Raw genomic sequence first — 22,414 nt, 5'->3', positions numbered from 1 at the left:
TCGCTTTTCCATTCCAAAGCGGCGCCATAGCACTAAGGCGAACAGGTTGCGAGCCAAAGACCAACAAAGCGCGACGATTACCCCAATTGTCGCGTCATCAGATCAACTCTCCGAAGGTACCGCGCATATGGTCGAGCGGGTCAGGAAGCGCTTCTCGCGGCCATTATCGAGCGAGAACATGCCGCCCCTGCCCTTCACCACGTCGATGATGAGGTCGGTGTGCTTCCACGCCTCATATTGCGAGGCGCCGATATAGACCGGCGTATCGCCGATTTCGCCCAATTTCACGTCATTGTCGCCGATTATGAACTCGCCACGCGGGTAGCACATCGGCGAAGAGCCGTCGCAGCAACCACCGGACTGGTGGAACAGAACCGGGCCGTGATCGGCGATGATCTCGGCAAGCAGCGCCTCGGCCTCCGGCGTGGCCGACACCTTGCTCAACGAAGGCTTGTCCATCAAATCCTCCTCGACTGACGGGAGGACGCGGGTGGGCCGCGCCCTCCTCTTCGCCCAGGGAGGATCAGAAGAAGCCGAGCTTCTTCGGGCTGTAGCTGACCAGCATGTTCTTGGTCTGCTGATAGTGGTCGAGCATCATCTTGTGCGTCTCGCGGCCGATGCCCGACTGCTTATAGCCGCCGAAGGCGGCATGCGCCGGATAGGCGTGATAGCAGTTGGTCCAGACACGTCCGGCCTGGATAGCGCGGCCGAAGCGGTAGCAGCGGTTCGCGTCGCGGCTCCAGATGCCGGCGCCGAGGCCGTAGAGGGTGTCGTTGGCGATCGACAGCGCCTCGTCATCGTCCTTGAAGGTCGTCACGGACACGACGGGTCCAAAGATCTCCTCCTGGAAGATGCGCATCTTGTTGTTGCCCTTGAACACGGTCGGCTTGACATAGTAGCCGCCGGCAAGGTCGCCCGGCAGATGGTTCTGCTCGCCGCCGGTCAAGAGCTCGGCGCCTTCCTGGCGGCCGATGTCGAAGTAGGACAGGATCTTTTCCAACTGCTCGCTCGAGGCCTGCGCGCCGATCATGGTGGCGGGATCGAGCGGATCGCCCTGGACGATTGCCTCGACACGCTTCAGCGCGCGCTCGATGAACTTATCGTAGATCTTCTCGTGCACCAGCGCGCGGCTGGGGCACGTGCAGACCTCGCCCTGGTTGAGCGCGAACATGACGAAGCCCTCGATCGCCTTGTCGAAGAAATCGTCGTCTTCGGCGGTCACGTCCTGGAAGAAGATGTTGGGCGATTTGCCGCCAAGCTCGAGCGTCACCGGAATAAGGTTCTGGCTGGCATATTGCGAGATCAGGCGGCCGGTGGTGGTCTCGCCGGTGAAGGCGATCTTGGCGATGCGGTTCGACGAGGCCAGCGGCTTGCCGGCCTCCAGGCCGAAGCCGTTGACGATGTTGAGCACGCCTTCGGGCAAGAGGTCACCGATGAGGTCGGCCCACAGCATAATCGTGGCGGGTGTCTGCTCGGCGGGCTTCAGCACCACGCAATTGCCGGCGGCGAGCGCCGGCGCCAGCTTCCACACCGCCATCAGCAACGGGAAGTTCCACGGAATGATCTGGCCGACGACACCGAGCGGCTCATGGAAATGGTAGGCGACGGTGTCGTGGTCGATTTCGGAGATCGAGCCTTCCTGGCTGCGCAGCACGCCGGCGAAATAGCGGAAATGGTCGATGGCCAGAGGCAGGTCGGCGGCGTTCGTCTCGCGGATCGGCTTGCCATTGTCCCAGGTCTCGGCGAGCGCCAGCAGATCGAGATTGTCCTCCATGCGGTCGGCGATGCGGTTGAGGATCAGCGCGCGGGCCGCGGGGCTGGTCTTGCCCCAGGCGTCCTTGGCCTTGTGGGCGGCATCAAGCGCGGCCTCGATGTCATTTGCGTCCGACCGGGCAATCTCGCAGAGCGGCCGGCCGGTGACCGGCGAGATGTTTTCGAAATATCTGCCGGAGAGCGGCGCCGTCCATTTGCCGCCGATGAAGTTGTCGTAGCGTTTGGCGAAAGGAACCTTGGCCGTGCGCGAGAATTCCACCTTGTTCATCACTGCCTCCCAATGAGCACGCCGCGGGATGCGGCGCTATGGAGGAAGGGTTGCGGATGGGCTCAGGTTTGTCATCCCGGGGCTGGATGATCGTGGCGCCCGACTGTCGCAGAACTGCGACAGTCGGGTCTGCAATCAATGCGGGCGGCGAATGTCGAAGCGGGCGAGCTTGCGATGCAGGGTGGCGCGGGAGATGCCGAGGTTCTGCGCGGCGGCCGAGACGTTGCCGCCGGCGCGCGCCAGCGCCCGCTGAACCACACCTCGTTCGGCATCGTCCAAATCCTCAGCGGTCTTTGCGCAGTCGCCGAGAATATCGGTGGCAAGCAGTCCTCTCGCCAGCGCTTCCCGCGTTATGCCCAGACCAAGACGGGCAGAGCGCGTCGCGCCGATCACAAGATCATCCGAATCGACCGCTATCAGCGCACCGGCGCTGCGCTCGGTGACGGGTGCGAGCAAGATGCGGGCATCCGAAAACACCATGCGGAAGTTTTCCGCTTCGATCCGGCGCGCAGCGTCGCCGACCGCAACCGCGATGAGCTGGACAAAGCCCTCGGTCAGGTCCGACCGGCAGGACGAGACATCGAGCGCCGCCGCCAGATTGCCCTCATGGTCATAGACCGGAGCCGTGGTGCAGCTCAGCAGCGTGTTGCGGGAGAAGAAATGCTGATCGCGGTGGATGGTCAGAGCGCGCTGGTCGGCGATGCAGGTGCCGATGCCGTTGGTGCCTTCGCTGTCCTCGCTCCAGACGGTGCCGGTCCACAGGCCCCATTCATCGAATGTCTCGTCGTCCGCGACCGCGCCCCGGCGCTCGACCGGGATGCCGTCGCGATCCGCCAGCATGACGCAGCAGCCGACGCCGCCCACGGCGAGATAGAGCCGATTGAGGCTGGGTTCGGCCGCGCGGATCAATCGCTCCATGCGCTGCCTCGTGAGCCTGAGCTCGCCTTCGGTCAGCCGCCTCGGCGCCGTGCGTGCTGCGGGGTCCAGGCCGTGCAATTGGAGGGATCGCCGCCAGGAGGCGACGACCGCCGAATGGGCTGCATCGCTCTTGGCGACCGAGGCCTGGACCTGGTCCGCGTGCACGGCTGGTTGCCGTCCAATCAACCTAATCCTCCCGGTGAGCGGAACCTCCTGCCGCTCCGTCATCATGCTCGCTGGAATATTTCCAGTTGCGGGTCAGCTTTCGATAGAACGCCGGCCGGAACGCGTATTTGATCTTGCGCAATTCCCGACGAAAAATCGCTACGCGTGTCCTGGAATTGTGCCGGAGTCCTAGCGGTCGCGGTTCGTCCGCGCCATTGGACGTTGGTTTAAGGCGGATTGAGGCGGGGTTCCGCCGTGGTCAGTTGCCGGCCGCCTTCGGCTTGGACGAGCCGATCATCTTCCAGTTCTTGTAGAAGACCGAATTGATGCGCTCCACGCTGACCGAGACGATGGCGAGAAGGCCCGCGATCAGCCTCGGAAACGGCGACGGCCGGATGATGTCGACGAAGACGCAGTAGCGTCGGCCGTCATATTCGTTGACCGAGCGGTGGAACAGCGTGTCGTCGAAGATGAACAGCGGATTGTCGTACCAGTAGTTCTTCTTGCTGCCGCACTGGACGAAGATCTCGGCCTTGATCGGTATCAGATTGTAGAGGATGCGCAGGCTGAGCCGGAGCGGACCGAAGTGCCAGGACGTCGATTCGCGCTTGCTGAAAACCGATACCGCGATCGTCTTGATGTATTTGTAATCCTTGTTGAATTCGGGGACGTTATCGATCTTGTGCTTGCCGTACCACTGGTAGACATACATGCCGCGTCGGCCGGCGCCGAAATTGGCATCGATATCGGCGATGATCTCGTCCTTGCGCGCCTTGAAGACGCCCAGCACCTCGTTGATCTCGCGCTGATAGTCCTCGGGGAACTGCTCGGGCTTCCAGACGCCGGGGTTGCGGTAGCTGAGAAGGTCGACGATCAGGTTGAACGGCGACAACAGCCAGGTGAACAGGCCATTGCCGAGGAAGTAGCGCTCGAACAGGTTCTGGTTCTTCTGGTCATTGCGCATGACATCGATCAGGCCGCAGACGACCCAGATGGTGGTCAGGATCGGGATGAAGTAGAAGGCGAGCGCGAGAACTACGACGGCGATGGCGGCCTTGCGGAGCGTCTTGACGGTTTGCTTTGTCATTGTCATTCGCGCGGGAGCGCGATCCTGTTCGATGGGACAACATCACGGCGACCCCCGCCAGCCGTGCGTCTTGATAGGATTTTTTGTTTCCCGGCACAATGCCGCAGCAGGTGTGGTCCACCACAACGCGGCTTCGCGTCGAAGCGTGCCGACCGCCGGGCCGCGCAACTCAGCTGCTCCGTTCGCCGCGCAGCTTTGCCCAGTATTCCAGCCGCTTGCGGATATCGCGCTCGAAACCGCGTTCCGGCGGATCGTAGAAAGTGCGCCGGCCCATCTTCTCCGGAAAATAGTCCTGTCCCGAAAACGCCTCCGGCTCATCATGGTCGTAGCGATAGCCGGCGCCGTAATCCTCCTGCTTCATCAGCTTGGTCGGGGCATTGAGAATGTGCTTCGGCGGCAGCAGCGAGCCGAACTCCTTGGCCGCCGCGGTCGCGGCCTTGAAGGCCGTGTAGACGGCGTTCGATTTCGGCGCCGTCGCCAGATAGATTGTGGCCTGGGCGAAGGCGAGCTCGCCCTCGGGCGAGCCGAGATAGTCGTAGGCGTCCTTGGCCGCATTGGCCACGACAAGCGCCTGTGGGTCAGCGAGCCCGATATCCTCCACCGCCATGCGCACGAGGCGGCGGCCGAGATAAAGCGGATCCTCGCCGGCATCGAACATGCGAGCAAGATAGTAGAGCGCAGCATCCGGATCGGAGCCGCGTACCGATTTGTGTAGCGCCGAGATCAGATTGTAATGGCCGTCCTGGCCCTTGTCATAGATCGGCGCACGGCGCTGGATGACGCGCTGCAGGCCTTCCGGCCCGAACACCTCGCCTTTCTTGGCGGCGCGCCAGACTTCCTCAGCCAGCGTCAGCGAGGCGCGGCCGTCGCCATCCGCCATGCGGATCAGCATGGCGCGCGCTTCTTCGTCAAGCGGCAGCGCCCTGCCCTCGGTTTCTTCCGCCCGGGCCAGAAGCTTGGCGATGCTGTCCTCACCCAGCGAACGGAACACCAGCACGCGCGCGCGCGACAGAAGCGCCGCATTCAGCTCGAAGGACGGGTTCTCCGTGGTGGCGCCGACCAACACCACGGTGCCGTCTTCCATCACCGGCAAAAACCCGTCCTGCTGGGCGCGGTTGAAGCGATGGATCTCGTCGACGAAGAGCAGCGTCTGGCGGCCGTTGGAGCGCCTGAGCTTGGCCGCCTCGAACACTTTCTTGAGGTCCGCGACACCGGAAAACACGGCCGAGATCTGCTCGAAGGCAAGATTGGTCTCGCCGGCGAGCAGCCGCGCCACTGTCGTCTTGCCGGTACCGGGCGGACCCCAGAAGATCATCGAGCCGAGCGAACCCGAATCGATCAACCTGGTCAGCGCGCCGTCAGGTCCGGTCAGATGCTCTTGCCCGACGACCTCGCCGAGGTTTTTTGGGCGCAACCGATCTGCCAGCGGCCGCCCGGGCGGCGCCTTTTCCGGCTCATCGGAACTGAACAGATCGGCCATGCAAGTCTTTTGTTTGAACGCGGTTCCGCTCGTTTGAGAGCATGATCTTGTCCGAACACCGGTCCCCACTTTTTGCTACGCGGGCCTTCAATTCGGGATCATGCTCTAAATGGGCAGATCGCCTCAATAACGCAACACCTGGCGCAGTATCTGCCCGCCGCGCTCAACGGTAAAGCGCCACCAGCGCGTGTCCTGCTGGGCAACCTGCGCCAGTGTCGCCGCGGTCTCGATGGTGGTGCCGTTCACCTCGCGCACGATATCGCCGGGCTGGAAACCGAAATCGGCGGCCGGCGAATCGCGGCTGATATCGATGACGGTGACGCCCTTGAGGTCGGTGCGAAGGCCAAGCCGCTGGGCAAGCCTGGGCGACAGTTCCGCCACCTTGGCTCCGGAAAAGGGGCTGCGGCCACGCAAGGTCATCTCGCTGGGCTTGGCGCCTTCCGGCGCGCGCTCCAGCGCGATTTCCAGCGTCGCCTGCTGCCCCTTGCTCAGCACGGCGAAGGTCGCCTTGGTGCCGATCGACAGCGTCGCCATGCGATAGTCGAGCGCCTCGATGCTTTCGACCGGCGTGTTGTTGAGCGACAGGATGACGTCGCCAGCCTTGAGCCCTGCCTTGCCCGCCGGCCCGGCCGCGTCCACGGACGACACCAATGCGCCGGTGGGTTTCTCCATGCCGAGCGACTCTGCGATCTGCGGCGTCACCAGTTCGAATTCCGCTCCGATATAGGGACGCTCGAAGAAGTCGAGCCCGGCCTTGGCGGCGTCGGCGAAGGCGCGTACCATGTTCGAGGGAATGGCGAAGCCGATGCCGATCGAACCGCCGCTGCGGCTGTAGATGGCCGTGTTGATGCCGACCAGCTGGCCGCCCATGTTGATCAGCGCGCCGCCGGAGTTGCCGGGATTGATGGCGGCATCGGTCTGGATGAAATAGCCCGAATCCGAAACGCCGATATGGCTGCGGGCGAGCGCCGAGACAATGCCGCTGGTGGTGGTCTGGCCGACACCGAACGGATTGCCGATGGCGAGCACAAGGTCGCCGACCTCAAGCGCGTCGGAATCGCCGATGGCGATCACAGGAAACGGCTTGTCGGCCGAGATCTTGAGCACGGCGAGATCGAGCGTCTCGTCCTTGAGCATGACCTTGGAGGTGAACTCGCGTCCGTCGGCGGTTGCGACCTTCACCTCGTCGGCGTCCTTGATGACGTGGAAGTTGGTGACGATCACGCCGCTCGGATCCACCAGCACGCCGGAGCCCAGCGAGGATTGCGCGCGCGGCTGCGCACGGCCGAAGAACTCCTCGAAGAAGGGATCGCCTTCGAATGGCGAGGTCACCTTGGCGGTTTGCGAGGCATAGACATTGACGACGGCCGGCGCCGTCTGCTTGACCAGCGGCGCGAAGGAGAGCTGCACCTCCTCGCGGCCGAACGGCACGCGCTTGTCGGGGCCGGACGTGCCGTTCTCGCCTTCGACGCCATGCAAGAGATCGGTCAGCACGTCGGAGAGGCCCGGATCGGCCGGCTTGGCGGCGTCCTCGGCAAAAGCCTGTCTTGCGGCCGGTGCCGCGGCAAAGACCGCCAGCGCGGCAACAAGAAACAGTCGTTTGAGGTGCATTCTCGAATCCCTCCAGATAGGGCGCCATTGTCTCGACGAATGTGCAGAATGAAAGGCTAATGCACACAAATGCGACACTTGTCGCGCAAAAGCTTGAGCCTGGGCGTGAAATTCCGCTCACCCCGCTCAGACCTGATCCAAATGCAAAAAGGGGCCCGCAGGCCCCTCGAAGTCATTGGCGAAACAGCGACCTCAGGCGGCCGCGGCTTCCTCGTTGGCGCCCTCAGCCTCTATGCGGGCGCGGTCGGCGGCGCCCTTGGCCGAGGTATCGCGATCGACGAATTCGATCACCGCCATCGCGGCGTTGTCGCCCTTGCGGAAGCCCGCCTTCATGATGCGCAGATAGCCGCCATTGCGGGTGGCGTAGCGCGGGGCGATGGTCTCGAACAGGCGCTTGACGACGCCTTCATTGCCGATCTGCGCGATCACCTGGCGGCGGGCGTGCAGGTCGCCGCGCTTGCCGAGCGTCACGAGCTTCTCGACGATCGGACGCAGGTCCTTCGCCTTCGGCAAGGTGGTGACGATCTGCTCGTGCTCGATCAGCGAGACGGCGAGATTGGCGAACATCGACTTGCGGTGGCTGATGCTGCGGGCGAAACGACGGCCTTTGAAACCGTGGCGCATGGCTCTTTTCCTTCTTCAGTTGTTCAAGAGGCCACGGCCTCTGATGGTTTTCCGCATGACCGTCGGATCGAGCGGCTCTCGCCGCCGATCCTTGGAATTCATGCTCAATATTGGTCTTCGTAACGCTTGGCGAGGTCTTCGATGTTTTCCGGCGGCCAGTCCGGCACTTCCATGCCGAGATGGAGGCCCATGGCCGCCAGCACTTCCTTGATCTCGTTCAGCGACTTGCGGCCGAAGTTCGGGGTGCGCAGCATCTCGGCTTCGGTCTTCTGGATCAGGTCGCCGATGTAGACGATGTTGTCGTTCTTCAGGCAGTTGGCCGAACGCACCGAAAGCTCGAGCTCGTCGACCTTCTTGAGCAGCGCCGGGTTGAAGGCGAGCTCGGTGACGGCCTCGGTGGCGACTTCCTTCTGCGGCTCGTCGAAGTTGACGAACAGGCCAAGCTGGTCCTGCAGGATGCGGGCGGCGAAAGCGACCGCGTCCTCGCCCGAGATCGAGCCGTTGGTCTCGATCGTCATGGTCAGCTTGTCATAGTCGAGAACCTGGCCCTCGCGGGTATTCTCGACCTTGTAGGAGACCTTCTTGACCGGCGAATAGAGGCTGTCGACCGGGATCAGCCCGATCGGCGCGTCCTCGGCGCGGTTGCGCTCGGCCGGCACATAGCCCTTGCCGGTGTCGACGGTGAACTCCATGCGGATCTCGGCGCCCTCGTCCAGCGTGCAGATGACGTGGTCGGGGTTGAGGATCTCCACGTCGCCGACCGTCTGGATGTCGCCGGCGAGCACTGCGCCCGGGCCCTGCTTGCGCACGACCATGCGCTTGGGGCCATCGCCTTCCATGCGGATGGCAATTTCCTTGATGTTGAGCACGATGTCGGTCACGTCCTCGCGCACGCCGGCGATGGACGAGAATTCATGCAGCACGCCGTCGATCTGCACGGCGGTGACAGCCGCGCCGCGCAACGAAGACAAAAGCACACGCCGCAGCGCGTTGCCCAGCGTCAGGCCAAAGCCGCGTTCGAGCGGCTCGGCCACCAGCGTGGTCAGCGTCTTCTTCTTCGACGAGAACTCGATCTTGTTCGGCTTGATCAGTTCCTGCCAGTTTTTCTGGATCATAAAAGTCTTCCTTCCTTTGCCCCGCCACCATCCAATCGTGGCGGGCGACACGGAAAACCGCGGAGGAACGCCTTGGCGTTCGCGCGGCGTTTAAAAATCAGACGCGGCGCTTCTTGCGCGGACGGCAGCCATTGTGCGGGATCGGCGTCACGTCACGGATCGAGGTGATGGTGAAGCCCGCCGCCTGCAGCGCGCGGAGCGCCGATTCACGACCGGAGCCGGGTCCGCAGACCTCGACTTCGAGCATGCGCATGCCGTGTTCCTGCGCCTTCTTGGCGACGTCCTCGGCAGCCATCTGGGCTGCGAACGGGGTCGACTTGCGCGAACCCTTGAAACCCTGGGCACCGGCCGACGACCAGGCGATCGAATTGCCCTGCGCGTCGGTGATGGTGATCATGGTGTTGTTGAAGGTCGAATTGACGTGGGCAACGCCCGACGAAATGTTCTTGCGTTCGCGACGGCGAACACGAGCGGCTTCCTTGGCCATGGTATTCCTTTCAGTTGATCTCTACACCGCCGTAATGCCAGCGGCTCCACCTTGGAAAAGCGAGTAGTGAGTAGGGAATAGCGAATAGGGTCCCCTACTCGCTAACCGCTACTCGCTATTCGCTCAATTACTTCTTCTTGCCGGCGATCGCCTTGGCCGGGCCCTTGCGGGTGCGGGCGTTGGTATGCGTGCGCTGGCCGCGGACCGGCAGCGAGCGACGGTGACGCAGGCCGCGGTAGCAGCCGAGGTCCATGAGCCGCTTGATGTTCATCGAGACTTCGCGGCGCAGGTCGCCTTCGACCTGGTAGTCGCGGTCGATCGTCTCGCGGATCTGCAGCACTTCCGCGTCGGTCAGCTGGTTGACGCGGCGGTCCGCCGGGATGCCGACCTTGTCGACGATCTCCTGGGCAAACTTCTTGCCGATGCCGTGAATGTACTGAAGCGCGATGACGACGCGCTTGTTGGTCGGAATGTTGACGCCGGCTATACGAGCCATTTTCTTCTCTTTCTCCATTTGGGCCGGACAAGCCGGCGCTGTCGAAGTTGCCCCGCGTCCGGTGGAGGCCGGCCCTTGCGGGAGTTTCCTGGTTCAAAGCGGATGCCTTGCCCGCAAGGGCAAGCAAAGTCCATGCCTGATAGGAAGACGGGCCGCCATACCCCAACGGCCCATCCTAGTCAAGCGCAATCTTTAATTGTCGACCCGGTCTACTTCACCGCAGCCGCGAGGGCCTTGCCGATCTCGGCGGTCACCGCATCGATACTGGCCATGCCGTCGACGGTCTTGAGCCTACCTTTGGCGTAGTAGTAGCCGATCAGCGGCGCCGTCTTCTTGTAGTATTCGCGCAGGCGCTCTTCGAACACCGCCGGATTGTCGTCCTTGCGCACCGGCTGGCCGGCGACCTTGGCGTCTTCGGCGCGTTTGACGATTCGGCCAACCAACGCCTTGTCGTCGACGACGAGCTCGATGACGGTGTCGAGCGCTATGCCGCGTTCGGCAAGCATGGCCTCGACCGCGTCGGCCTGGATCAGCGTGCGCGGATAGCCGTCGAGGATGAATCCCTTGGCGCAATCCGGCTGATCGATACGCTCGGCGACGATGGCGTTGACGATCGCATCCGAGACCAGCTCACCGGCATCCATCACCGCCTTGGCACGCTTGCCGACCTCGGTTCCGGCCTGGACGGCGGCACGCAGCATGTCACCCGTCGAGAGCTGGGGGATGCCGTGTTTTTCAACCAGTCTTTGTGCTTGTGTCCCCTTGCCCGCTCCTGGCGGCCCAAGCAAAATCAGCCTCATCTGCTCCTCTTCCCCCCGCGCAACTTCGACTTCTTGATCAGGCCCTCATACTGGTGCGCGATCAGGTGACCCTGAATCTGCGCCACCGTATCGAGCGTGACACTGACCACGATCAGAAGCGATGTGCCACCGAGGTAGAAAGGTACGCCAGTCGCCGAAATCAGGAACTCCGGCAGCAGACAGACCAGCACCAGGTAAATGGCGCCGATGACGGTTACGCGCGTCAGAACATAGTCGATATAGTCGGCGGTACGCTCGCCCGGACGATAGCCCGGGATGAAGCCGGAGTGCTTCTTGAGCTGGTCGGCCGTGTCCTTCGGGTTGAAGACGATCGCCGTGTAGAAGAAGGCGAAGAAGACGATCATGCCCGCATAGAAGATCATGTAGAGCGGCTGGCCGTGGCCGAGCGAAGCGAGGATCGTGCTTGCCCAGGCCGGCAGGTTGGTCGCCTGCGAGAAGCCCGCCACGGTCGCCGGCAGAAGCAGCAGCGAGGACGCGAAGATCGGCGGGATGACGCCGGAGGTGTTGAGCTTCAGCGGCAAATGCGAGGTATCGCCCTGGAACATGCGATTGCCGACCTGGCGCTTGGGATACTGGATGAGCAGGCGCCGCTGCGCGCGTTCGAAGAAGACGATGAGCGCAATGACGATAATGGCCAGCACGATGATCGCGAGGATGAGGCCCGTCGACAGCGCGCCGGTACGGCCGAGCTCCAGCGTGCCGGAGATCGCACGCGGCAGGCCGGCGACGATGCCGGAGAAGATGATCAGCGAAATGCCGTTGCCGATGCCGCGCGCGGTGATCTGCTCGCCGAGCCACATCAGGAACATGGTGCCGCCGACCAGCGTGACGACTGTCGAGATGCGGAAGAACATGCCGGGATCGTTGACGATGCCGTTGCCGCCCTCGAGGCCGATCGAAATGCCGTAGGCCTGGATCAGCGCCAGGAGCACGGTGCCGTAGCGCGTGTACTGGTTGATGATCTTGCGGCCCTGCTCGCCTTCCTTCTTCAGCGTTTCCAGCGACGGGATGACCGAGGTCATCAGCTGCATGATGATGGAGGCGGAGATGTAGGGCATGATGCCCAGCGCGAAGATCGCCATGCGCTGCACGGCGCCGCCGGCGAACATGTTGAACATGCCGAGCACGCCCTTGCTCTGCGAGGAGAAGGCCTGGGCGAAAGCATCGGGGTTGATGCCGGGAAGCGGGATATAGGTGCCGAGGCGGTAGACGAGCAGCGCGCCGATGGTGAACCAGATGCGCTTCTTGAGATCCTCGGCCTTGGCGAAGGCCGCGAAATTCAGATTGGAGGCTAGTTGTTCAGCAGCCGAGGCCATGCCTGATTCTCCGCTAGAGCACGATGCCGAAAAATGTGGAGCGGTTTTCGGACGACATCATGCTCTACTTCTTTGATTTCTACGTCGCGCTCGATGCCGCAGCTCAGGCGGCGCGTGTCACCGAAGCTCACGAGATAAGCTCGGGACCGTAAACATGCAAGCGGCCGCGTTGACGCGGCCGCCCAATTCATCCGGTCAAAGCGCGGTTCGACGGAATATGCGAAATCATCCCGGTCGGCCGCGCTTCAAATCGCCGTTACTCGGCGGCGGCCGCTTCCGGCAGCTTCACCGAACCGCCGGCCTTCTCGATCTTCTCGATCGCGGCCTTGGAGGCGCCGGCGACGTCGAAGGACAGCTTGGCCTTGAGTTCGCCGTCGGAGAGCACGCGCACGCCGTCCTTGGCGCGGCGGATGACGCCGGCGGCAACCAGGGCCTCGGCCGTCACGGTCGCCTTGGCGTCGAGCTTCTTGGCGTCGACAGCAGCCTGGATGCGGGCCAGCGACACGACCGTGAAGCTCTTGGCGAAGATGTTGTTGAAGCCACGCTTCGGCAGGCGCCGGTAGAGCGGCATCTGGCCACCCTCGAAGCCGTTGATGGCAACGCCGGAGCGGGCCTTCTGGCCCTTGACGCCGCGACCGGCGGTCTTGCCCGAGCCGGAACCGATGCCGCGGCCGAGACGCTTCTTGGAGTGCGTCGCGCCGTCCTTGTCACGCAGATCGTTGAGTTTCATGTTTCTTCTCCTGCCCTTCCGTTCAGGCCTCGTCCACGACGCGGACGAGGTGCTGGACGGCGGCGATCATGCCGCGCACCGAAGGGGTATCTTCCAGCGTGCGCCGCTTGTGCATCTTGTTCAGGCCGAGGCCGACCAGCGTCGCGCGCTGCTCCTTCGGCCGGCGGATCGGGGAGCCGATCTGCTCGACGGTGATGGTCTTGGTAGCTTTCTTGGCCATGGTCGAAATCCCTGGTCAGCGTCGACTATTCTTCAGCCGCAACGGCGGTGCCGCGGCGGGCCTGAAGGGTCGAGTACTTGATGCCGCGCGCGGCAGCCACATCCTTCGGATGCATCTGGCTCTTCAGCGCGTCGAAGGTGGCGCGAACCATGTTGTAGGGGTTCGACGAACCCATCGACTTGGCGACCACGTCATGCATGCCGAGCGTCTCGAAGACGGCGCGCATCGGACCGCCGGCGATGATGCCGGTACCCTGCTTGGCGGCGCGCAGCAGAACGCGTCCGGCGCCCCAGCGGCCCTCGACGTCGTGATGCAGCGTGCGGCCCGAACGCAGCGGCACGAAGATCATGTCGCGCTTGGCCGACTCGGTCGCCTTGCGGATCGCTTCCGGCACTTCGCGCGCCTTGCCGTGGCCGAAGCCGACGCGGCCCTTCTGGTCGCCAACGACGACGAGAGCGGCAAAGCCGAAACGACGGCCGCCCTTCACCACCTTGGCGACGCGGTTGATGTGGACGAGCTTGTCCACCATACCGTCGTCGCGCTCTTCGCGCTCGCGGCCGCGGCCGCCATCCCTACGTTCCTGTGCCATATCCTGTTCCTTGTTCTTTTCCGGAAGCACGGGTTGCTGTTTGCCGACGCCTCATTCGGGTCGTCAGCGGCGAACTTTTCCTTTGCATGATCTTATCCGAAAAGTCTGCAACTTTTCGCTGCGCGGACCTCTCGGTTCGGGATCAAGCATTAGAAGCTGAGACCGCCTTCGCGGGCAGCCTCGGCCAGCGCCTTGACGCGGCCGTGATAGATGTACGGGCCGCGGTCGAAGACGACTTCCTTGACCCCGGCCTTCGTGGCACGCTCGGCGATCAGCTTGCCGACCGCGGCCGCGGCTGCGGTGTCGGCGCCGGTCTTGAGCGAACCCTTGAGGTCCTTCTCCAGCGTCGAGGCGGCGGCGAGCGTATGGCCGTTGGCGTCGTCGATCACCTGCACGTAGATGTTCTTCGAGGTGCGGTGCACCGAAAGCCTCGGACGCTCGCCGGCGACCTTCTTCAGCTGGCGGCGCACGCGCTGCGCGCGGCGCTGGATGGTTTCTTTGGGGCTTGCCATAATGTCAGTTCCTTGCCTTCAGAAAACGGGGGCAACCCTGTGCGGTAGGCCAAGCCTCCCGCGGCCGCTCCCCGCGGCGTTACACATCTGCGGCTTGGCCCTTTCCGAAAAGTCTGCAACTTCTCGAGGCCAGGCCTATTACTTCTTCTTGCCTTCCTTGCGCACGATGCGCTCGTTGGCATAGCGCACGCCCTTGCCCTTGTAAGGCTCGGGACCGCGATATTCGCGGATCTCGGCGGCGACCTGGCCGACCTGCTGCTTGTCGATGCCCGACACCGTGATTTCGGTCGGCTTCGGCACCGTAATGGTGATGCCCTGCGGCGTCTGATAGACCACGTCGTGGCTGAAGCCGAGCGCCAGTTGCAGGTTCTTGCCCTGCAACGCCGCACGATAGCCGACGCCGGTGATCTCGAGCTTCTTCTCGAAGCCGTCCTTTACGCCCTGCAGGATGTTGACGATCTGCGTGCGCGACATGCCCCACTTGGAGCGGGCGGTCTTGGTCTGGTCGCGCGGCTCGACGGAGATCTCGTTGTTCACCATCTTCACCAGCACTTCGTCGTTCACCACGAAGTTCAGCTCGCCCTTGGGGCCCTTCGCCGTCACGGTCTGGCCGTTGACGGACGCGGTCACGCCTTGCGGCAGCGAAACGGGTTTCTTTCCGATACGAGACATCGTTGTCTCCTTCTTTCCTTAACTGCTGTGAATGGTGAATGGTAAAATGGTGAATAGCCCGGTCGAAGTTCCGCGCAGTTTCACCATTCACTATTCACCATTGACCATTCGCCCCTAGAATATCTGGCAGAGGATTTCGCCGCCGACATTCTGCTCGCGCGCTTCATGGTCGGCCATGACGCCCTTCGGCGTCGAAAGGATGGCGATGCCGAGGCCGTTGGCGACGTGCGGGATCGACTTGGCCGAGACATAGACGCGACGGCCAGGCTTCGAGACGCGCGCAATCTCGCGCACAACCGGGGCACCGTCGAAATATTTCAGCTCAATCTCGATTTCCGACTTGCCGTTTTCGAAGTCGGTCTGGCTGTAGTCGCGGATATAGCCTTCCGACTTCAGCACTTCGAGGACGCGGGCACGCAGGCGCGAGGCCGGGGTCGAAACGCTCGACTTCTTGCGGCCATAGGCGTTGCGGATGCGGGTCAGCATATCGCCGAGAGGATCGCTCAATGACATCTCAGTGTCTCCTTACCAGCTCGACTTGACCAGGCCCGGGATCTGGCCGGTATTGCCAAGATCGCGAAGCGCGATACGCGAAAGCTTCAGCTTGCGATAATAGGCGCGCGGACGGCCCGTCACCTCGCAGCGGTTACGGATGCGGATCTTTGCCGAGTTGCGCGGCAGCGCCGAAAGCTTCAACTGGGCGCGAAAACGCTCTTCCATCGGCTGGGACTGATCCATGATGATGGCCTTGAGCGCCGCGCGCCTGGCGGCGTACTGGTCGGCGAGCTTGCGGCGCCGGTTGTTCTTCTCGACTGAGCTGGTCTTTGCCATTTCAGATGTTTCCTTTTTCGCTGCCGTTACTGGCGGAAGGGGAAGTTGAAGGCCTTGAGCAGCGCTCTAGCCTCGTCGTCCGTCTTCGCCGTCGTACAAACGATGACGTCCATGCCCCAGACCTGATCAACCTTGTCGTAGTTGATCTCCGGGAACACGATGTGTTCCTTGATGCCCATGGCGTAGTTGCCACGGCCGTCAAAGCTCTTCGGGTTCAGCCCGCGGAAGTCGCGAACGCGCGGCAGCGCGATGTTCACGAGGCGGTCGAGGAACTCGTACATGCGTTCCTTGCGCAGCGTGACCTTGGCGCCGATCGGCATGTTCTCGCGCACCTTGAAGCCGGCAATCGAGTTGCGGGCGCGGGTGACGACGGCCTTCTGGCCGGCGATCATCGCGAGATCCTCGGCCGCGACCGAGGGCTTCTTGGAGTCCGCGGTTGCTTCGCCGACACCCATGTTCAGCACGATCTTGTCGATGCGCGGAACCTGCATGTCGTTGTCGTAGCCGAACTGCTCCTGCATCGCCTTGCGGATGGTCTCGTTGTAGACCTTCTTGAGGCGCGGCTCGTTCTTGGCAGTTGCCTGCTTGGTTTCAGCCTTAGCCATTGATGACTTCTCCCGAACGCTTGGCGACGCGCACCTTCTTGCCATCCTTCTGGATGGTGAAGCCGACGCGGGTCGGCTTGCCGTCCTTGGGGTCGGCCAGCGCGATATTCGACAGGTGGATCGGCGCTTCCTTGGTGATGATCCCAGCCTCTTGCGACTGGGTCTGCTTCTGGTGACGGCGAATGAGGTTCACGCCGCGGACGACCGCGGTGTCTTCCTTCGGCTGCACCGACAGGACTTCGCCCGAACGGCCCTTGTCCTTGCCGGCAAGCACGACGACCTTGTCGCCTTTTTTGATCTTTTGCATTGGTCCGGCTCCTTACAGCACTTCAGGCGCGAGCGAGATGATCTTCATGTGGTTCTTGGCGCGCAACTCGCGCGGAACCGGTCCGAAGATACGGGTGCCGATCGGCTCTTTCTTATTGTCGACGAGAACGGCCGCGTTCTTGTCGAAACGGATCACGCTGCCGTCCGGGCGGCGGATGTCCTTGGCCGTGCGAACCACGACCGCCTTCATCACATCGCCCTTCTTAACGCGGCCGCGCGGAATGGCTTCCTTGATCGACACCACGATGATGTCGCCGACGGAGGCGTATTTCCGCTTCGAGCCGCCCAGCACCTTGATGCACATGACACGACGGGCGCCGGAATTATCCGCGACGTCGAGGTTTGTTTGCATCTGAATCATGACTGGCCGCCTTCTTCTTTTCTAACGGGACGGGTTCTTCACCCCTCCCCGGTCTGTCCAAAATTCGGTTCGTCGCCCGGATCAAGCCTGATCCGAAGAGACGACAACCCAGCGCTTGTCCTTGGAAATCGGCTTCGATTCCTGGATGAACACCTGGTCGCCGACCTTGTGGGCGTTGTTCTCGTCGTGCGCCTTGTACTTCTTGGTCATGCGCACGGTCTTCTTCATCACGGGATGCGTGAAGCGACGCTCGACCTTGACCACGACCGTCTTCTCGTTCTTGTCGCTGACGACGGTGCCCTGCAGGATGCGCTTTGGCATGGTCTTAACCCTTCTTGGCCGCGGCTTTTTCCGCGGCGATGGTCTTGATGCGCGCGATGTCCTTGCGGACCTGCTTCACGCGCGCGGTCTTTTCGAGCTGGCCGGTGGCCTTCTGGAAGCGCAGGTTGAACTGCTCCTTCTTGAGAGCGGCCAGGTCGTCGGTCAGCTGATCCTGGGTCTTGGTCCGGATGTCTTCGGCTTTCATGATCGCCTGTCCTTATTCTGCGATGCGCTGCACGAAGCGCGTCTTGACCGAGAGCTTGGCGGCGCCGAGACGCAGCGCTTCACGAGCGGTCTCCTCGCTGACGCCGTCGATCTCGAACATGATACGGCCGGGCTTGACGCGCGCCGCCCAGTAGTCGACGGCGCCCTTGCCCTTACCCATGCGGACTTCGGTCGGCTTCGAGGTGACCGGCAGGTCCGGGAACACCCGGATCCAGACGCGGCCGGCGCGCTTCATCTCGCGGGTGATCGCGCGGCGGGCCGCCTCGATCTCGCGCGCGGTGACGCGGTTCGGCTCAAGCGCCTTCAGCCCGAAACCGCCGAAATCCAGATTGGTGCCGCCCTTGGCGGTACCGTGGATACGGCCCTTGAACTGCTTGCGGAACTTTGTGCGCTTTGGCTGCAGCATCGTTCTAACTCCAAATTCTCAAATGTCTCAGGCGTTCTCGCGACGGCGGCCGCGTTCGCGCTCACCGCCAGCACCGCCGCCGCCATGCGCGGCATCGCCTTCGGTTGCACGGCGCTCGGAAGCCATCGGGTCATGCTCGAGGATCTCGCCCTTGAACACCCACACCTTGACGCCGCAGATGCCGTAGGCCGTGTTCGCCTCGGCCGTGCCGTAGTCGACGTCGGCGCGCAACGTATGCAGCGGCACGCGGCCTTCGCGGTACCACTCCATGCGCGCGATCTCGGCGCCGCCGAGACGGCCGGAGCAGTTGATGCGGATGCCTTCGGCGCCGAGACGCATGGCCGATTGAACGGCACGCTTCATGGCGCGGCGGAACGCGATGCGGCGCTCGAGCTGCTGGGCGATCGACTGGGCGACCAGCGTAGCGTCGATTTCCGGCTTGCGCACTTCAACGATGTTGAGGTGCGTTTCGGACTTCGTCATCTCGGTCAGCTTCTTGCGAAGCTTCTCGATGTCGGCGCCCTTCTTGCCGATGATGAGGCCCGGACGCGCGGCGTGGATGGTCACGCGGCACTTCTTGTGCGGACGCTCGATCACGACTTTCGAGATCGCGGCCTGCTTGAGTTCCTTCTCGAGATACTTGCGGATCTTGAGGTCCTCGTGCAGCAGCTGGCCGTATTCGCCGGTGTTCGCGAACCAGCGCGAATCCCAGGTACGGTTGATGCCGAGACGCAGCCCGATCGGATTGACTTTCTGGCCCATTATGCGGCCTCCCCTTTTTCCTCGACTTCACGAACGACGATCGTGAGGTGCGAGAACGGCTTTTCGATACGGCTGGCGCGGCCGCGGCCACGAGCGTGGAAACGCTTCATGACGATCGACTTGCCGACATAGGCTTCCGCCACGATCAGAGCGTCGACGTCGAGGTCGTGATTGTTTTCCGCATTGGCGATCGCCGATTCCAGCGTCTTCTTGACCGTGCCGGAAATCCGCTTGGCCGAGAATTCGAGGTCGGAAAGCGCTGTCGCGACCTTCTTGCCGCGGATCAGCGCGGCAACCAGGTTGAGCTTCTGCGGGCTGATGCGGATCGTGCGCAGAACGGCACGCGCCTCGTTATCAGCAAGCCTGCGCGGAGCTTTGGCCTTGCCCATGATTATTTCCTCTTCGCCTTCTTATCCGCGCCGTGACCGTAATAGGTCCGGGTCGGAGCGAATTCACCGAACTTGTGGCCGACCATGTCCTCGTTCACCGAGACGGGAACGTGCTTCTGGCCGTTGTAGACACCGAAGGTGAAGCCGACGAACTGCGGCAGGATGGTGGAGCGACGGCTCCACATCTTGATCACCTCATTGCGACCACCTTCACGAACCTTGTCCACCTTCTTGAGAAGGTAGCCGTCGATGAAGGGGCCTTTCCAAATCGAACGAGTCACTTGGCGTTACCTCTTCTTAGCTCTTGCGCTGATGACGCGAGCGCAGGATGAACTTGTCGGTCGCCTTGTTGGACCGCGTCTTCTTGCCCTTGGTCGGCTTGCCCCAGGGCGAAACCGGATGACGGCCACCCGAGGTGCGGCCTTCGCCGCCGCCATGCGGATGGTCGACCGGGTTCATGGCCACGCCGCGATTGTGCGGGCGCTTGCCGCGCCAAACGGTGCGACCGGCCTTGCCGTCGTTGATGTTGCCGTGGTCGGGGTTCGACACGGCGCCGACGGTGGCCATGCAGGAACCGTGCACGACACGCTGCTCGCCCGAGTTGAGGCGCAGGATCGCCATGCCCTGGTCGCGGCCGACGAGCTGGGCGTAACCGCCAGCCGAACGGGCGACCTGGCCGCCCTTGCCCGGCTTCAGCTCGATGTTATGGACGATCGTGCCGACCGGCATCGAGGCCAGCGGCATCGCGTTGCCCGGCTTCACGTCGACCGCTTCGCCAGCCACGATCTTGTCGCCGGCAGCAAGACGCTGCGGGGCCAGGATGTAGGACAGCTCGCCGTCGTCATACTTGATCAGCGCGATGAAGGCGGTGCGGTTCGGATCGTATTCGATACGCTCGACCGTGCCGACGACGTCGTACTTCTTACGCTTGAAGTCGATGATGCGGTACGAACGCTTGTGACCGCCGCCGATGAAGCGGGCCGTGATGCGGCCGTAGTTGTTGCGGCCGCCCGACTTGGTCAGGCCTTCAGTCAGGCCCTTGACGGGCTTGCCCTTGTAGAGGCCCGAGCGGTCGACGATGACCAGCTGGCGGGTGCTCGGCGTTACCGGGTTGAATTTCTTAAGTGCCATTGTCCTGTCCTCGCGGCCTTGCTCAGAGACCCGTCGCGACGTCGATCGACTGGCCCTCGGCCAGCGTCACAACCGCCTTCTTGACGTCGCCCTGGCGGCCAACGGTGCCGCGGAAGCGCTTGATCTTGCCCTTGCGGACGAGCGTGTTCACAGCCGTCACCTTGACGCCGAAGAGAGCCTCCACGGCAGCCTTGATTTCCGGCTTCGACGCCTTCTTGGCGACGTTGAAGACGACCTGGTTCTGCTCGGAAGCCATGGTCGACTTTTCGGTGATCGCCGGCGAGACGATCACGTCGTAGTGACGGAGGTCGGTCATTTAAAGCGCTCCTCGAGAGCCTCGACAGCGGCCTTCGAAAGGACCAGCGTGCCGCGGCGCAGAATGTCGTAGACGTTGATGCCCTGGATGGGCAGCACGTCGATGTTCGGAATGTTGGTCGCCGCCAGCTTGAAGTTCTGGTCAAGCTCGGCGCCACCGATCACCAGGGCGTTGGTCAGCCCCAGCGTCTCGAAATTCGCCACCAGCGCCTTGGTCTTGGCTTCGGTGAGCTTCAGCTCGTCGACGATGATCAGCGAAGCGCTCTTGGCCTTGGCCGAGAGAGCGTGCTTGAGGCCAAGCGCACGGACCTTCTTCGGCAGCTCGTGCTCATGGCTGCGAACGACCGGGCCGTGTGCCTTGCCGCCGCCGCGGAACTGCGGAGCGCGAGCCGAGTGGTGACGGGCGCGGCCCGTACCCTTCTGCTTGTACATCTTGGCGCCGGTGCGCGCGATTTCGGCGCGGCCCTTGGCCTTGTGCGTGCCCTGCTGCTTCTTGGCGAGCTGCCAGCGCACGACGCGCTGCAGGATGTCCTCGCGCGGGTCAAGGCCGAAAATCTCCTCGGAGAGTTCCACCTTGCCGGCGTCCTTGCCGCCCAGCGTTGTGATCTTGAGATCCATTATTCGGCTCCCTCAGTGGCCGGGGCTTCGTTCTTGGCGGCAGCGGCGCGGATCGCGGCCGGCTTCGGCGCATTGGCCGGCAGCGCAACCTTGGCGGCGTCGCGAACCAGGATCCATGCGCCCTTGACGCCGGGAACCGCGCCGCGGATCAGGATCAGGCCGCGATCGGCGTCGGTCGAGACGACCTCGACGTTCTGCGTGGTGACGCGGGTATCGCCCATGTGGCCGGCCATCTTCTTGCCCTTGAACACCTTGCCGGGGTCCTGGCGCTGGCCGGTCGAGCCGTGCGTGCGGTGCGAGACCGAGTTACCGTGCGTGGCGCGGCCACCGCCCATGTGGTGCCGCTTGATCACGCCCTGGAAACCCTTGCCGGTCGAGGTGCCGGTGACGTCCACCTTCTGGCCGGCGACGAAATGCTCGACGGTCAGCTCGGCGCCGACGTCGATCATGTTGTCGGCGGAGACGCGGAACTCGGCGACCTTGGCCTTCGGCTCGACGGAAGCGGCGGCGAAATGGCCGCGCATCGCCTTCGACGTGTTCTTCACCTTGGCAAGGCCAACGCCGAGCTGGACGGCGGTGTAGCCGTTCTTCTCCTGCGTGCGCTGGGCCACGACCTGGCAGTTCTCCATCTGGAGAACGGTGACGGGAACGTGTTCGCCGGCATCGTTATAGATGCGGGTCATTCCCACCTTTTTTGCAATCACACCTGAACGCATCGGTTCAATTCCTTTAGAGTTCCGGGCCAGGGGCACCGCCCCTTACCGCTCTCTTATTCCCTTAGAGCTTGATCTCGACGTCGACACCGGCGGCCAGATCGAGCTTCATCAAAGCATCGACCGTCTGCGGGGTCGGATCGACGATGTCGAGCAGCCGCTTGTGCGTGCGCATCTCGAACTGTTCGCGGCTCTTCTTGTCGACGTGGGGCGACCGGTTGACCGTGAATTTTTCGATCCGCGTCGGCAGCGGGATGGGGCCGCGGACGTTGGCGCCGGTGCGCTTGGCGGTCGACACGATTTCGCGCGTCGAGGCGTCGAGCACCCGGTGGTCAAACGCCTTAAGGCGGATGCGGATATTCTGTCCGTTCATGCGTCAATTCCTTGTTCTGGCGCGGCGCGGGCAGCTCCCGCGCCCGCGACAGATCGGTTTCAGTCCAAATTACTCTTTGATGGTGACGACGATGCCGGCACCGACGGTGCGGCCGCCTTCACGGATGGCGAAGCGCAGCTTCTCTTCCATCGC

The 22,414-nt window shown here is 63.1% G+C and carries 33 protein-coding genes and 1 pseudogene; all 34 read right to left on the bottom strand.

What is annotated here, in order from left to right; genetic code table 11:
• Positions 1 to 102: 102 nt before the first annotated feature.
• Positions 103 to 459 (bottom strand): DUF779 domain-containing protein, encoded by a 357-nt coding sequence (locus tag FJW05_RS24960; RefSeq protein WP_140636513.1) that lies wholly within the window; start codon positions 457 to 459, stop codon positions 103 to 105.
• Between the two features lie 64 nt (positions 460 to 523).
• Positions 524 to 2,041, bottom strand: a complete 1,518-nt coding sequence (gene adh / locus FJW05_RS24955; RefSeq protein ID WP_140636511.1) for an aldehyde dehydrogenase — start codon at positions 2,039 to 2,041, stop codon at positions 524 to 526.
• Between the two features lie 135 nt (positions 2,042 to 2,176).
• Complete coding sequence (locus tag FJW05_RS24950; protein ID WP_224638986.1) at positions 2,177 to 3,124, bottom strand: helix-turn-helix domain-containing protein; 948 nt, start codon at positions 3,122 to 3,124, stop codon at positions 2,177 to 2,179.
• Positions 3,125 to 3,383: 259 nt separating this feature from the next.
• Positions 3,384 to 4,211: an aspartyl/asparaginyl beta-hydroxylase domain-containing protein gene (locus tag FJW05_RS24945; protein ID WP_140636507.1), complete on the bottom strand. Its 828-nt coding sequence runs from the start codon at positions 4,209 to 4,211 to the stop codon at positions 3,384 to 3,386.
• 169 nt (positions 4,212 to 4,380) lie between these two features.
• Positions 4,381 to 5,691: a replication-associated recombination protein A gene (locus FJW05_RS24940; RefSeq protein WP_140636505.1), complete on the bottom strand. Its 1,311-nt coding sequence runs from the start codon at positions 5,689 to 5,691 to the stop codon at positions 4,381 to 4,383.
• A gap of 123 nt (positions 5,692 to 5,814) precedes the next feature.
• Positions 5,815 to 7,302 (bottom strand): DegQ family serine endoprotease, encoded by a 1,488-nt coding sequence (locus FJW05_RS24935; protein ID WP_140636503.1) that lies wholly within the window; start codon positions 7,300 to 7,302, stop codon positions 5,815 to 5,817.
• Positions 7,303 to 7,494: 192 nt separating this feature from the next.
• Entirely contained in the window at positions 7,495 to 7,926 is a 432-nt protein-coding gene (rplQ, locus tag FJW05_RS24930) for a 50S ribosomal protein L17 (protein WP_140544883.1), read from the bottom strand.
• 104 nt (positions 7,927 to 8,030) lie between these two features.
• On the bottom strand, positions 8,031 to 9,041 hold the full coding sequence (locus FJW05_RS24925) for a DNA-directed RNA polymerase subunit alpha (protein ID WP_027170350.1): 1,011 nt from the start codon (positions 9,039 to 9,041) through the stop codon (positions 8,031 to 8,033).
• Between the two features lie 97 nt (positions 9,042 to 9,138).
• Positions 9,139 to 9,528, bottom strand: coding sequence for a 30S ribosomal protein S11 (gene rpsK / locus FJW05_RS24920; RefSeq protein WP_006205444.1), 390 nt, complete (start codon positions 9,526 to 9,528; stop codon positions 9,139 to 9,141).
• 127 nt (positions 9,529 to 9,655) lie between these two features.
• Entirely contained in the window at positions 9,656 to 10,024 is a 369-nt protein-coding gene (gene rpsM, locus FJW05_RS24915; protein ID WP_027170351.1) for a 30S ribosomal protein S13, read from the bottom strand.
• Between the two features lie 209 nt (positions 10,025 to 10,233).
• Positions 10,234 to 10,824 (bottom strand): adenylate kinase, encoded by a 591-nt coding sequence (locus FJW05_RS24910; RefSeq protein WP_140636501.1) that lies wholly within the window; start codon positions 10,822 to 10,824, stop codon positions 10,234 to 10,236.
• Positions 10,821 to 12,161, bottom strand: coding sequence for a preprotein translocase subunit SecY (secY, locus tag FJW05_RS24905; RefSeq protein WP_140544879.1), 1,341 nt, complete (start codon positions 12,159 to 12,161; stop codon positions 10,821 to 10,823). Before secY ends, FJW05_RS24910 begins: the two co-directional genes overlap by 4 nt.
• Before the next feature lie 256 nt (positions 12,162 to 12,417).
• On the bottom strand, positions 12,418 to 12,891 hold the full coding sequence (gene rplO / locus FJW05_RS24900; protein ID WP_095765506.1) for a 50S ribosomal protein L15: 474 nt from the start codon (positions 12,889 to 12,891) through the stop codon (positions 12,418 to 12,420).
• Between the two features lie 22 nt (positions 12,892 to 12,913).
• Positions 12,914 to 13,111 (bottom strand): 50S ribosomal protein L30, encoded by a 198-nt coding sequence (rpmD, locus tag FJW05_RS24895; RefSeq protein WP_027170355.1) that lies wholly within the window; start codon positions 13,109 to 13,111, stop codon positions 12,914 to 12,916.
• A gap of 25 nt (positions 13,112 to 13,136) precedes the next feature.
• Positions 13,137 to 13,700, bottom strand: a complete 564-nt coding sequence (gene rpsE / locus FJW05_RS24890; RefSeq protein ID WP_036260404.1) for a 30S ribosomal protein S5 — start codon at positions 13,698 to 13,700, stop codon at positions 13,137 to 13,139.
• Between the two features lie 149 nt (positions 13,701 to 13,849).
• Positions 13,850 to 14,212 (bottom strand): 50S ribosomal protein L18, encoded by a 363-nt coding sequence (rplR, locus tag FJW05_RS24885; RefSeq protein WP_027170356.1) that lies wholly within the window; start codon positions 14,210 to 14,212, stop codon positions 13,850 to 13,852.
• Between the two features lie 138 nt (positions 14,213 to 14,350).
• Positions 14,351 to 14,884, bottom strand: coding sequence for a 50S ribosomal protein L6 (gene rplF / locus FJW05_RS24880; protein ID WP_140636499.1), 534 nt, complete (start codon positions 14,882 to 14,884; stop codon positions 14,351 to 14,353).
• Positions 14,885 to 14,998: 114 nt separating this feature from the next.
• The gene (gene rpsH, locus FJW05_RS24875) at positions 14,999 to 15,397 is read right to left on the bottom strand and encodes a 30S ribosomal protein S8 (RefSeq protein ID WP_027170358.1); all 399 of its coding nucleotides are present in this window, start codon (positions 15,395 to 15,397) and stop codon (positions 14,999 to 15,001) included.
• Positions 15,398 to 15,409: 12 nt separating this feature from the next.
• The gene (rpsN, locus tag FJW05_RS24870; protein ID WP_140544873.1) at positions 15,410 to 15,715 is read right to left on the bottom strand and encodes a 30S ribosomal protein S14; all 306 of its coding nucleotides are present in this window, start codon (positions 15,713 to 15,715) and stop codon (positions 15,410 to 15,412) included.
• 26 nt (positions 15,716 to 15,741) lie between these two features.
• Positions 15,742 to 16,320: a 50S ribosomal protein L5 gene (gene rplE / locus FJW05_RS24865; protein WP_036260373.1), complete on the bottom strand. Its 579-nt coding sequence runs from the start codon at positions 16,318 to 16,320 to the stop codon at positions 15,742 to 15,744.
• The gene (gene rplX, locus FJW05_RS24860) at positions 16,313 to 16,627 is read right to left on the bottom strand and encodes a 50S ribosomal protein L24 (protein WP_095765510.1); all 315 of its coding nucleotides are present in this window, start codon (positions 16,625 to 16,627) and stop codon (positions 16,313 to 16,315) included. The genes rplE and rplX overlap by 8 nt, the downstream gene beginning before the upstream one ends.
• 12 nt (positions 16,628 to 16,639) lie before the next feature.
• Positions 16,640 to 17,008: a 50S ribosomal protein L14 gene (gene rplN / locus FJW05_RS24855; protein ID WP_006205457.1), complete on the bottom strand. Its 369-nt coding sequence runs from the start codon at positions 17,006 to 17,008 to the stop codon at positions 16,640 to 16,642.
• An 81-nt stretch (positions 17,009 to 17,089) separates the two neighbouring features.
• Entirely contained in the window at positions 17,090 to 17,329 is a 240-nt protein-coding gene (rpsQ, locus tag FJW05_RS24850) for a 30S ribosomal protein S17 (RefSeq protein ID WP_023675136.1), read from the bottom strand.
• 4 nt (positions 17,330 to 17,333) lie between these two features.
• Positions 17,334 to 17,534 (bottom strand): 50S ribosomal protein L29, encoded by a 201-nt coding sequence (gene rpmC / locus FJW05_RS24845; RefSeq protein WP_042642190.1) that lies wholly within the window; start codon positions 17,532 to 17,534, stop codon positions 17,334 to 17,336.
• Positions 17,535 to 17,546: 12 nt separating this feature from the next.
• Positions 17,547 to 17,960, bottom strand: a complete 414-nt coding sequence (gene rplP / locus FJW05_RS24840; RefSeq protein ID WP_027170364.1) for a 50S ribosomal protein L16 — start codon at positions 17,958 to 17,960, stop codon at positions 17,547 to 17,549.
• Between the two features lie 27 nt (positions 17,961 to 17,987).
• Positions 17,988 to 18,722 (bottom strand): 30S ribosomal protein S3, encoded by a 735-nt coding sequence (rpsC, locus tag FJW05_RS24835; RefSeq protein ID WP_095765512.1) that lies wholly within the window; start codon positions 18,720 to 18,722, stop codon positions 17,988 to 17,990.
• Positions 18,722 to 19,111 (bottom strand): 50S ribosomal protein L22, encoded by a 390-nt coding sequence (gene rplV, locus FJW05_RS24830; RefSeq protein WP_006205462.1) that lies wholly within the window; start codon positions 19,109 to 19,111, stop codon positions 18,722 to 18,724. The genes rpsC and rplV overlap by 1 nt, the downstream gene beginning before the upstream one ends.
• Positions 19,112 to 19,113: 2 nt before the next feature.
• Complete coding sequence (rpsS, locus tag FJW05_RS24825; protein WP_006205463.1) at positions 19,114 to 19,392, bottom strand: 30S ribosomal protein S19; 279 nt, start codon at positions 19,390 to 19,392, stop codon at positions 19,114 to 19,116.
• Between the two features lie 16 nt (positions 19,393 to 19,408).
• The gene (gene rplB, locus FJW05_RS24820) at positions 19,409 to 20,242 is read right to left on the bottom strand and encodes a 50S ribosomal protein L2 (protein ID WP_126084116.1); all 834 of its coding nucleotides are present in this window, start codon (positions 20,240 to 20,242) and stop codon (positions 19,409 to 19,411) included.
• A 22-nt stretch (positions 20,243 to 20,264) separates the two neighbouring features.
• Positions 20,265 to 20,558, bottom strand: coding sequence for a 50S ribosomal protein L23 (locus FJW05_RS24815; protein WP_140544867.1), 294 nt, complete (start codon positions 20,556 to 20,558; stop codon positions 20,265 to 20,267).
• Complete coding sequence (gene rplD / locus FJW05_RS24810) at positions 20,555 to 21,175, bottom strand: 50S ribosomal protein L4 (protein WP_095765514.1); 621 nt, start codon at positions 21,173 to 21,175, stop codon at positions 20,555 to 20,557. Before rplD ends, FJW05_RS24815 begins: the two co-directional genes overlap by 4 nt.
• Positions 21,175 to 21,891, bottom strand: a complete 717-nt coding sequence (rplC, locus tag FJW05_RS24805) for a 50S ribosomal protein L3 (protein WP_095765515.1) — start codon at positions 21,889 to 21,891, stop codon at positions 21,175 to 21,177. Before rplC ends, rplD begins: the two co-directional genes overlap by 1 nt.
• Before the next feature lie 61 nt (positions 21,892 to 21,952).
• Entirely contained in the window at positions 21,953 to 22,261 is a 309-nt protein-coding gene (gene rpsJ, locus FJW05_RS24800; RefSeq protein WP_006205468.1) for a 30S ribosomal protein S10, read from the bottom strand.
• Positions 22,262 to 22,330: 69 nt separating this feature from the next.
• Positions 22,331 to 22,414: pseudogene (locus FJW05_RS24795) on the bottom strand (elongation factor Tu); the annotation flags it as partial.

The sequence above is a fragment of the Mesorhizobium sp. B2-9-1 genome (assembly GCF_006439455.1).
Taxonomy (GTDB): Bacteria; Pseudomonadota; Alphaproteobacteria; order Rhizobiales; family Rhizobiaceae; genus Mesorhizobium.
This window is presented reverse-complemented; position numbering and strand designations above follow the sequence as displayed.

Bases quoted from the DNA above. Each gene is read 5' to 3' on its own strand.
- FJW05_RS24960 (WP_140636513.1), bottom strand. From the start codon at position 459: ATGGACAAGCCTTCGTTGAGCAAGGTGTCGGCCACGCCGGAGGCCGAG.
- adh (WP_140636511.1), bottom strand. From the start codon at position 2,041: ATGAACAAGGTGGAATTCTCGCGCACGGCCAAGGTTCCTTTCGCCAAA.
- FJW05_RS24945 (WP_140636507.1), bottom strand. From the start codon at position 4,211: ATGACAAAGCAAACCGTCAAGACGCTCCGCAAGGCCGCCATCGCCGTC.
- FJW05_RS24940 (WP_140636505.1), bottom strand. From the start codon at position 5,691: ATGGCCGATCTGTTCAGTTCCGATGAGCCGGAAAAGGCGCCGCCCGGG.
- FJW05_RS24935 (WP_140636503.1), bottom strand. From the start codon at position 7,302: ATGCACCTCAAACGACTGTTTCTTGTTGCCGCGCTGGCGGTCTTTGCC.
- rplQ (WP_140544883.1), bottom strand. From the start codon at position 7,926: ATGCGCCACGGTTTCAAAGGCCGTCGTTTCGCCCGCAGCATCAGCCAC.
- FJW05_RS24925 (WP_027170350.1), bottom strand. From the start codon at position 9,041: ATGATCCAGAAAAACTGGCAGGAACTGATCAAGCCGAACAAGATCGAG.
- rpsK (WP_006205444.1), bottom strand. From the start codon at position 9,528: ATGGCCAAGGAAGCCGCTCGTGTTCGCCGTCGCGAACGCAAGAACATT.
- rpsM (WP_027170351.1), bottom strand. From the start codon at position 10,024: ATGGCTCGTATAGCCGGCGTCAACATTCCGACCAACAAGCGCGTCGTC.
- FJW05_RS24910 (WP_140636501.1), bottom strand. From the start codon at position 10,824: ATGAGGCTGATTTTGCTTGGGCCGCCAGGAGCGGGCAAGGGGACACAA.
- secY (WP_140544879.1), bottom strand. From the start codon at position 12,161: ATGGCCTCGGCTGCTGAACAACTAGCCTCCAATCTGAATTTCGCGGCC.
- rplO (WP_095765506.1), bottom strand. From the start codon at position 12,891: ATGAAACTCAACGATCTGCGTGACAAGGACGGCGCGACGCACTCCAAG.
- rpmD (WP_027170355.1), bottom strand. From the start codon at position 13,111: ATGGCCAAGAAAGCTACCAAGACCATCACCGTCGAGCAGATCGGCTCC.
- rpsE (WP_036260404.1), bottom strand. From the start codon at position 13,700: ATGGCACAGGAACGTAGGGATGGCGGCCGCGGCCGCGAGCGCGAAGAG.
- rplR (WP_027170356.1), bottom strand. From the start codon at position 14,212: ATGGCAAGCCCCAAAGAAACCATCCAGCGCCGCGCGCAGCGCGTGCGC.
- rplF (WP_140636499.1), bottom strand. From the start codon at position 14,884: ATGTCTCGTATCGGAAAGAAACCCGTTTCGCTGCCGCAAGGCGTGACC.
- rpsH (WP_027170358.1), bottom strand. From the start codon at position 15,397: ATGTCATTGAGCGATCCTCTCGGCGATATGCTGACCCGCATCCGCAAC.
- rpsN (WP_140544873.1), bottom strand. From the start codon at position 15,715: ATGGCAAAGACCAGCTCAGTCGAGAAGAACAACCGGCGCCGCAAGCTC.
- rplE (WP_036260373.1), bottom strand. From the start codon at position 16,320: ATGGCTAAGGCTGAAACCAAGCAGGCAACTGCCAAGAACGAGCCGCGC.
- rplX (WP_095765510.1), bottom strand. From the start codon at position 16,627: ATGCAAAAGATCAAAAAAGGCGACAAGGTCGTCGTGCTTGCCGGCAAG.
- rplN (WP_006205457.1), bottom strand. From the start codon at position 17,008: ATGATTCAGATGCAAACAAACCTCGACGTCGCGGATAATTCCGGCGCC.
- rpsQ (WP_023675136.1), bottom strand. From the start codon at position 17,329: ATGCCAAAGCGCATCCTGCAGGGCACCGTCGTCAGCGACAAGAACGAG.
- rpmC (WP_042642190.1), bottom strand. From the start codon at position 17,534: ATGAAAGCCGAAGACATCCGGACCAAGACCCAGGATCAGCTGACCGAC.
- rplP (WP_027170364.1), bottom strand. From the start codon at position 17,960: ATGCTGCAGCCAAAGCGCACAAAGTTCCGCAAGCAGTTCAAGGGCCGT.
- rpsC (WP_095765512.1), bottom strand. From the start codon at position 18,722: ATGGGCCAGAAAGTCAATCCGATCGGGCTGCGTCTCGGCATCAACCGT.
- rplV (WP_006205462.1), bottom strand. From the start codon at position 19,111: ATGGGCAAGGCCAAAGCTCCGCGCAGGCTTGCTGATAACGAGGCGCGT.
- rplB (WP_126084116.1), bottom strand. From the start codon at position 20,242: ATGGCACTTAAGAAATTCAACCCGGTAACGCCGAGCACCCGCCAGCTG.
- FJW05_RS24815 (WP_140544867.1), bottom strand. From the start codon at position 20,558: ATGACCGACCTCCGTCACTACGACGTGATCGTCTCGCCGGCGATCACC.
- rplD (WP_095765514.1), bottom strand. From the start codon at position 21,175: ATGGATCTCAAGATCACAACGCTGGGCGGCAAGGACGCCGGCAAGGTG.
- rplC (WP_095765515.1), bottom strand. From the start codon at position 21,891: ATGCGTTCAGGTGTGATTGCAAAAAAGGTGGGAATGACCCGCATCTAT.
- rpsJ (WP_006205468.1), bottom strand. From the start codon at position 22,261: ATGAACGGACAGAATATCCGCATCCGCCTTAAGGCGTTTGACCACCGG.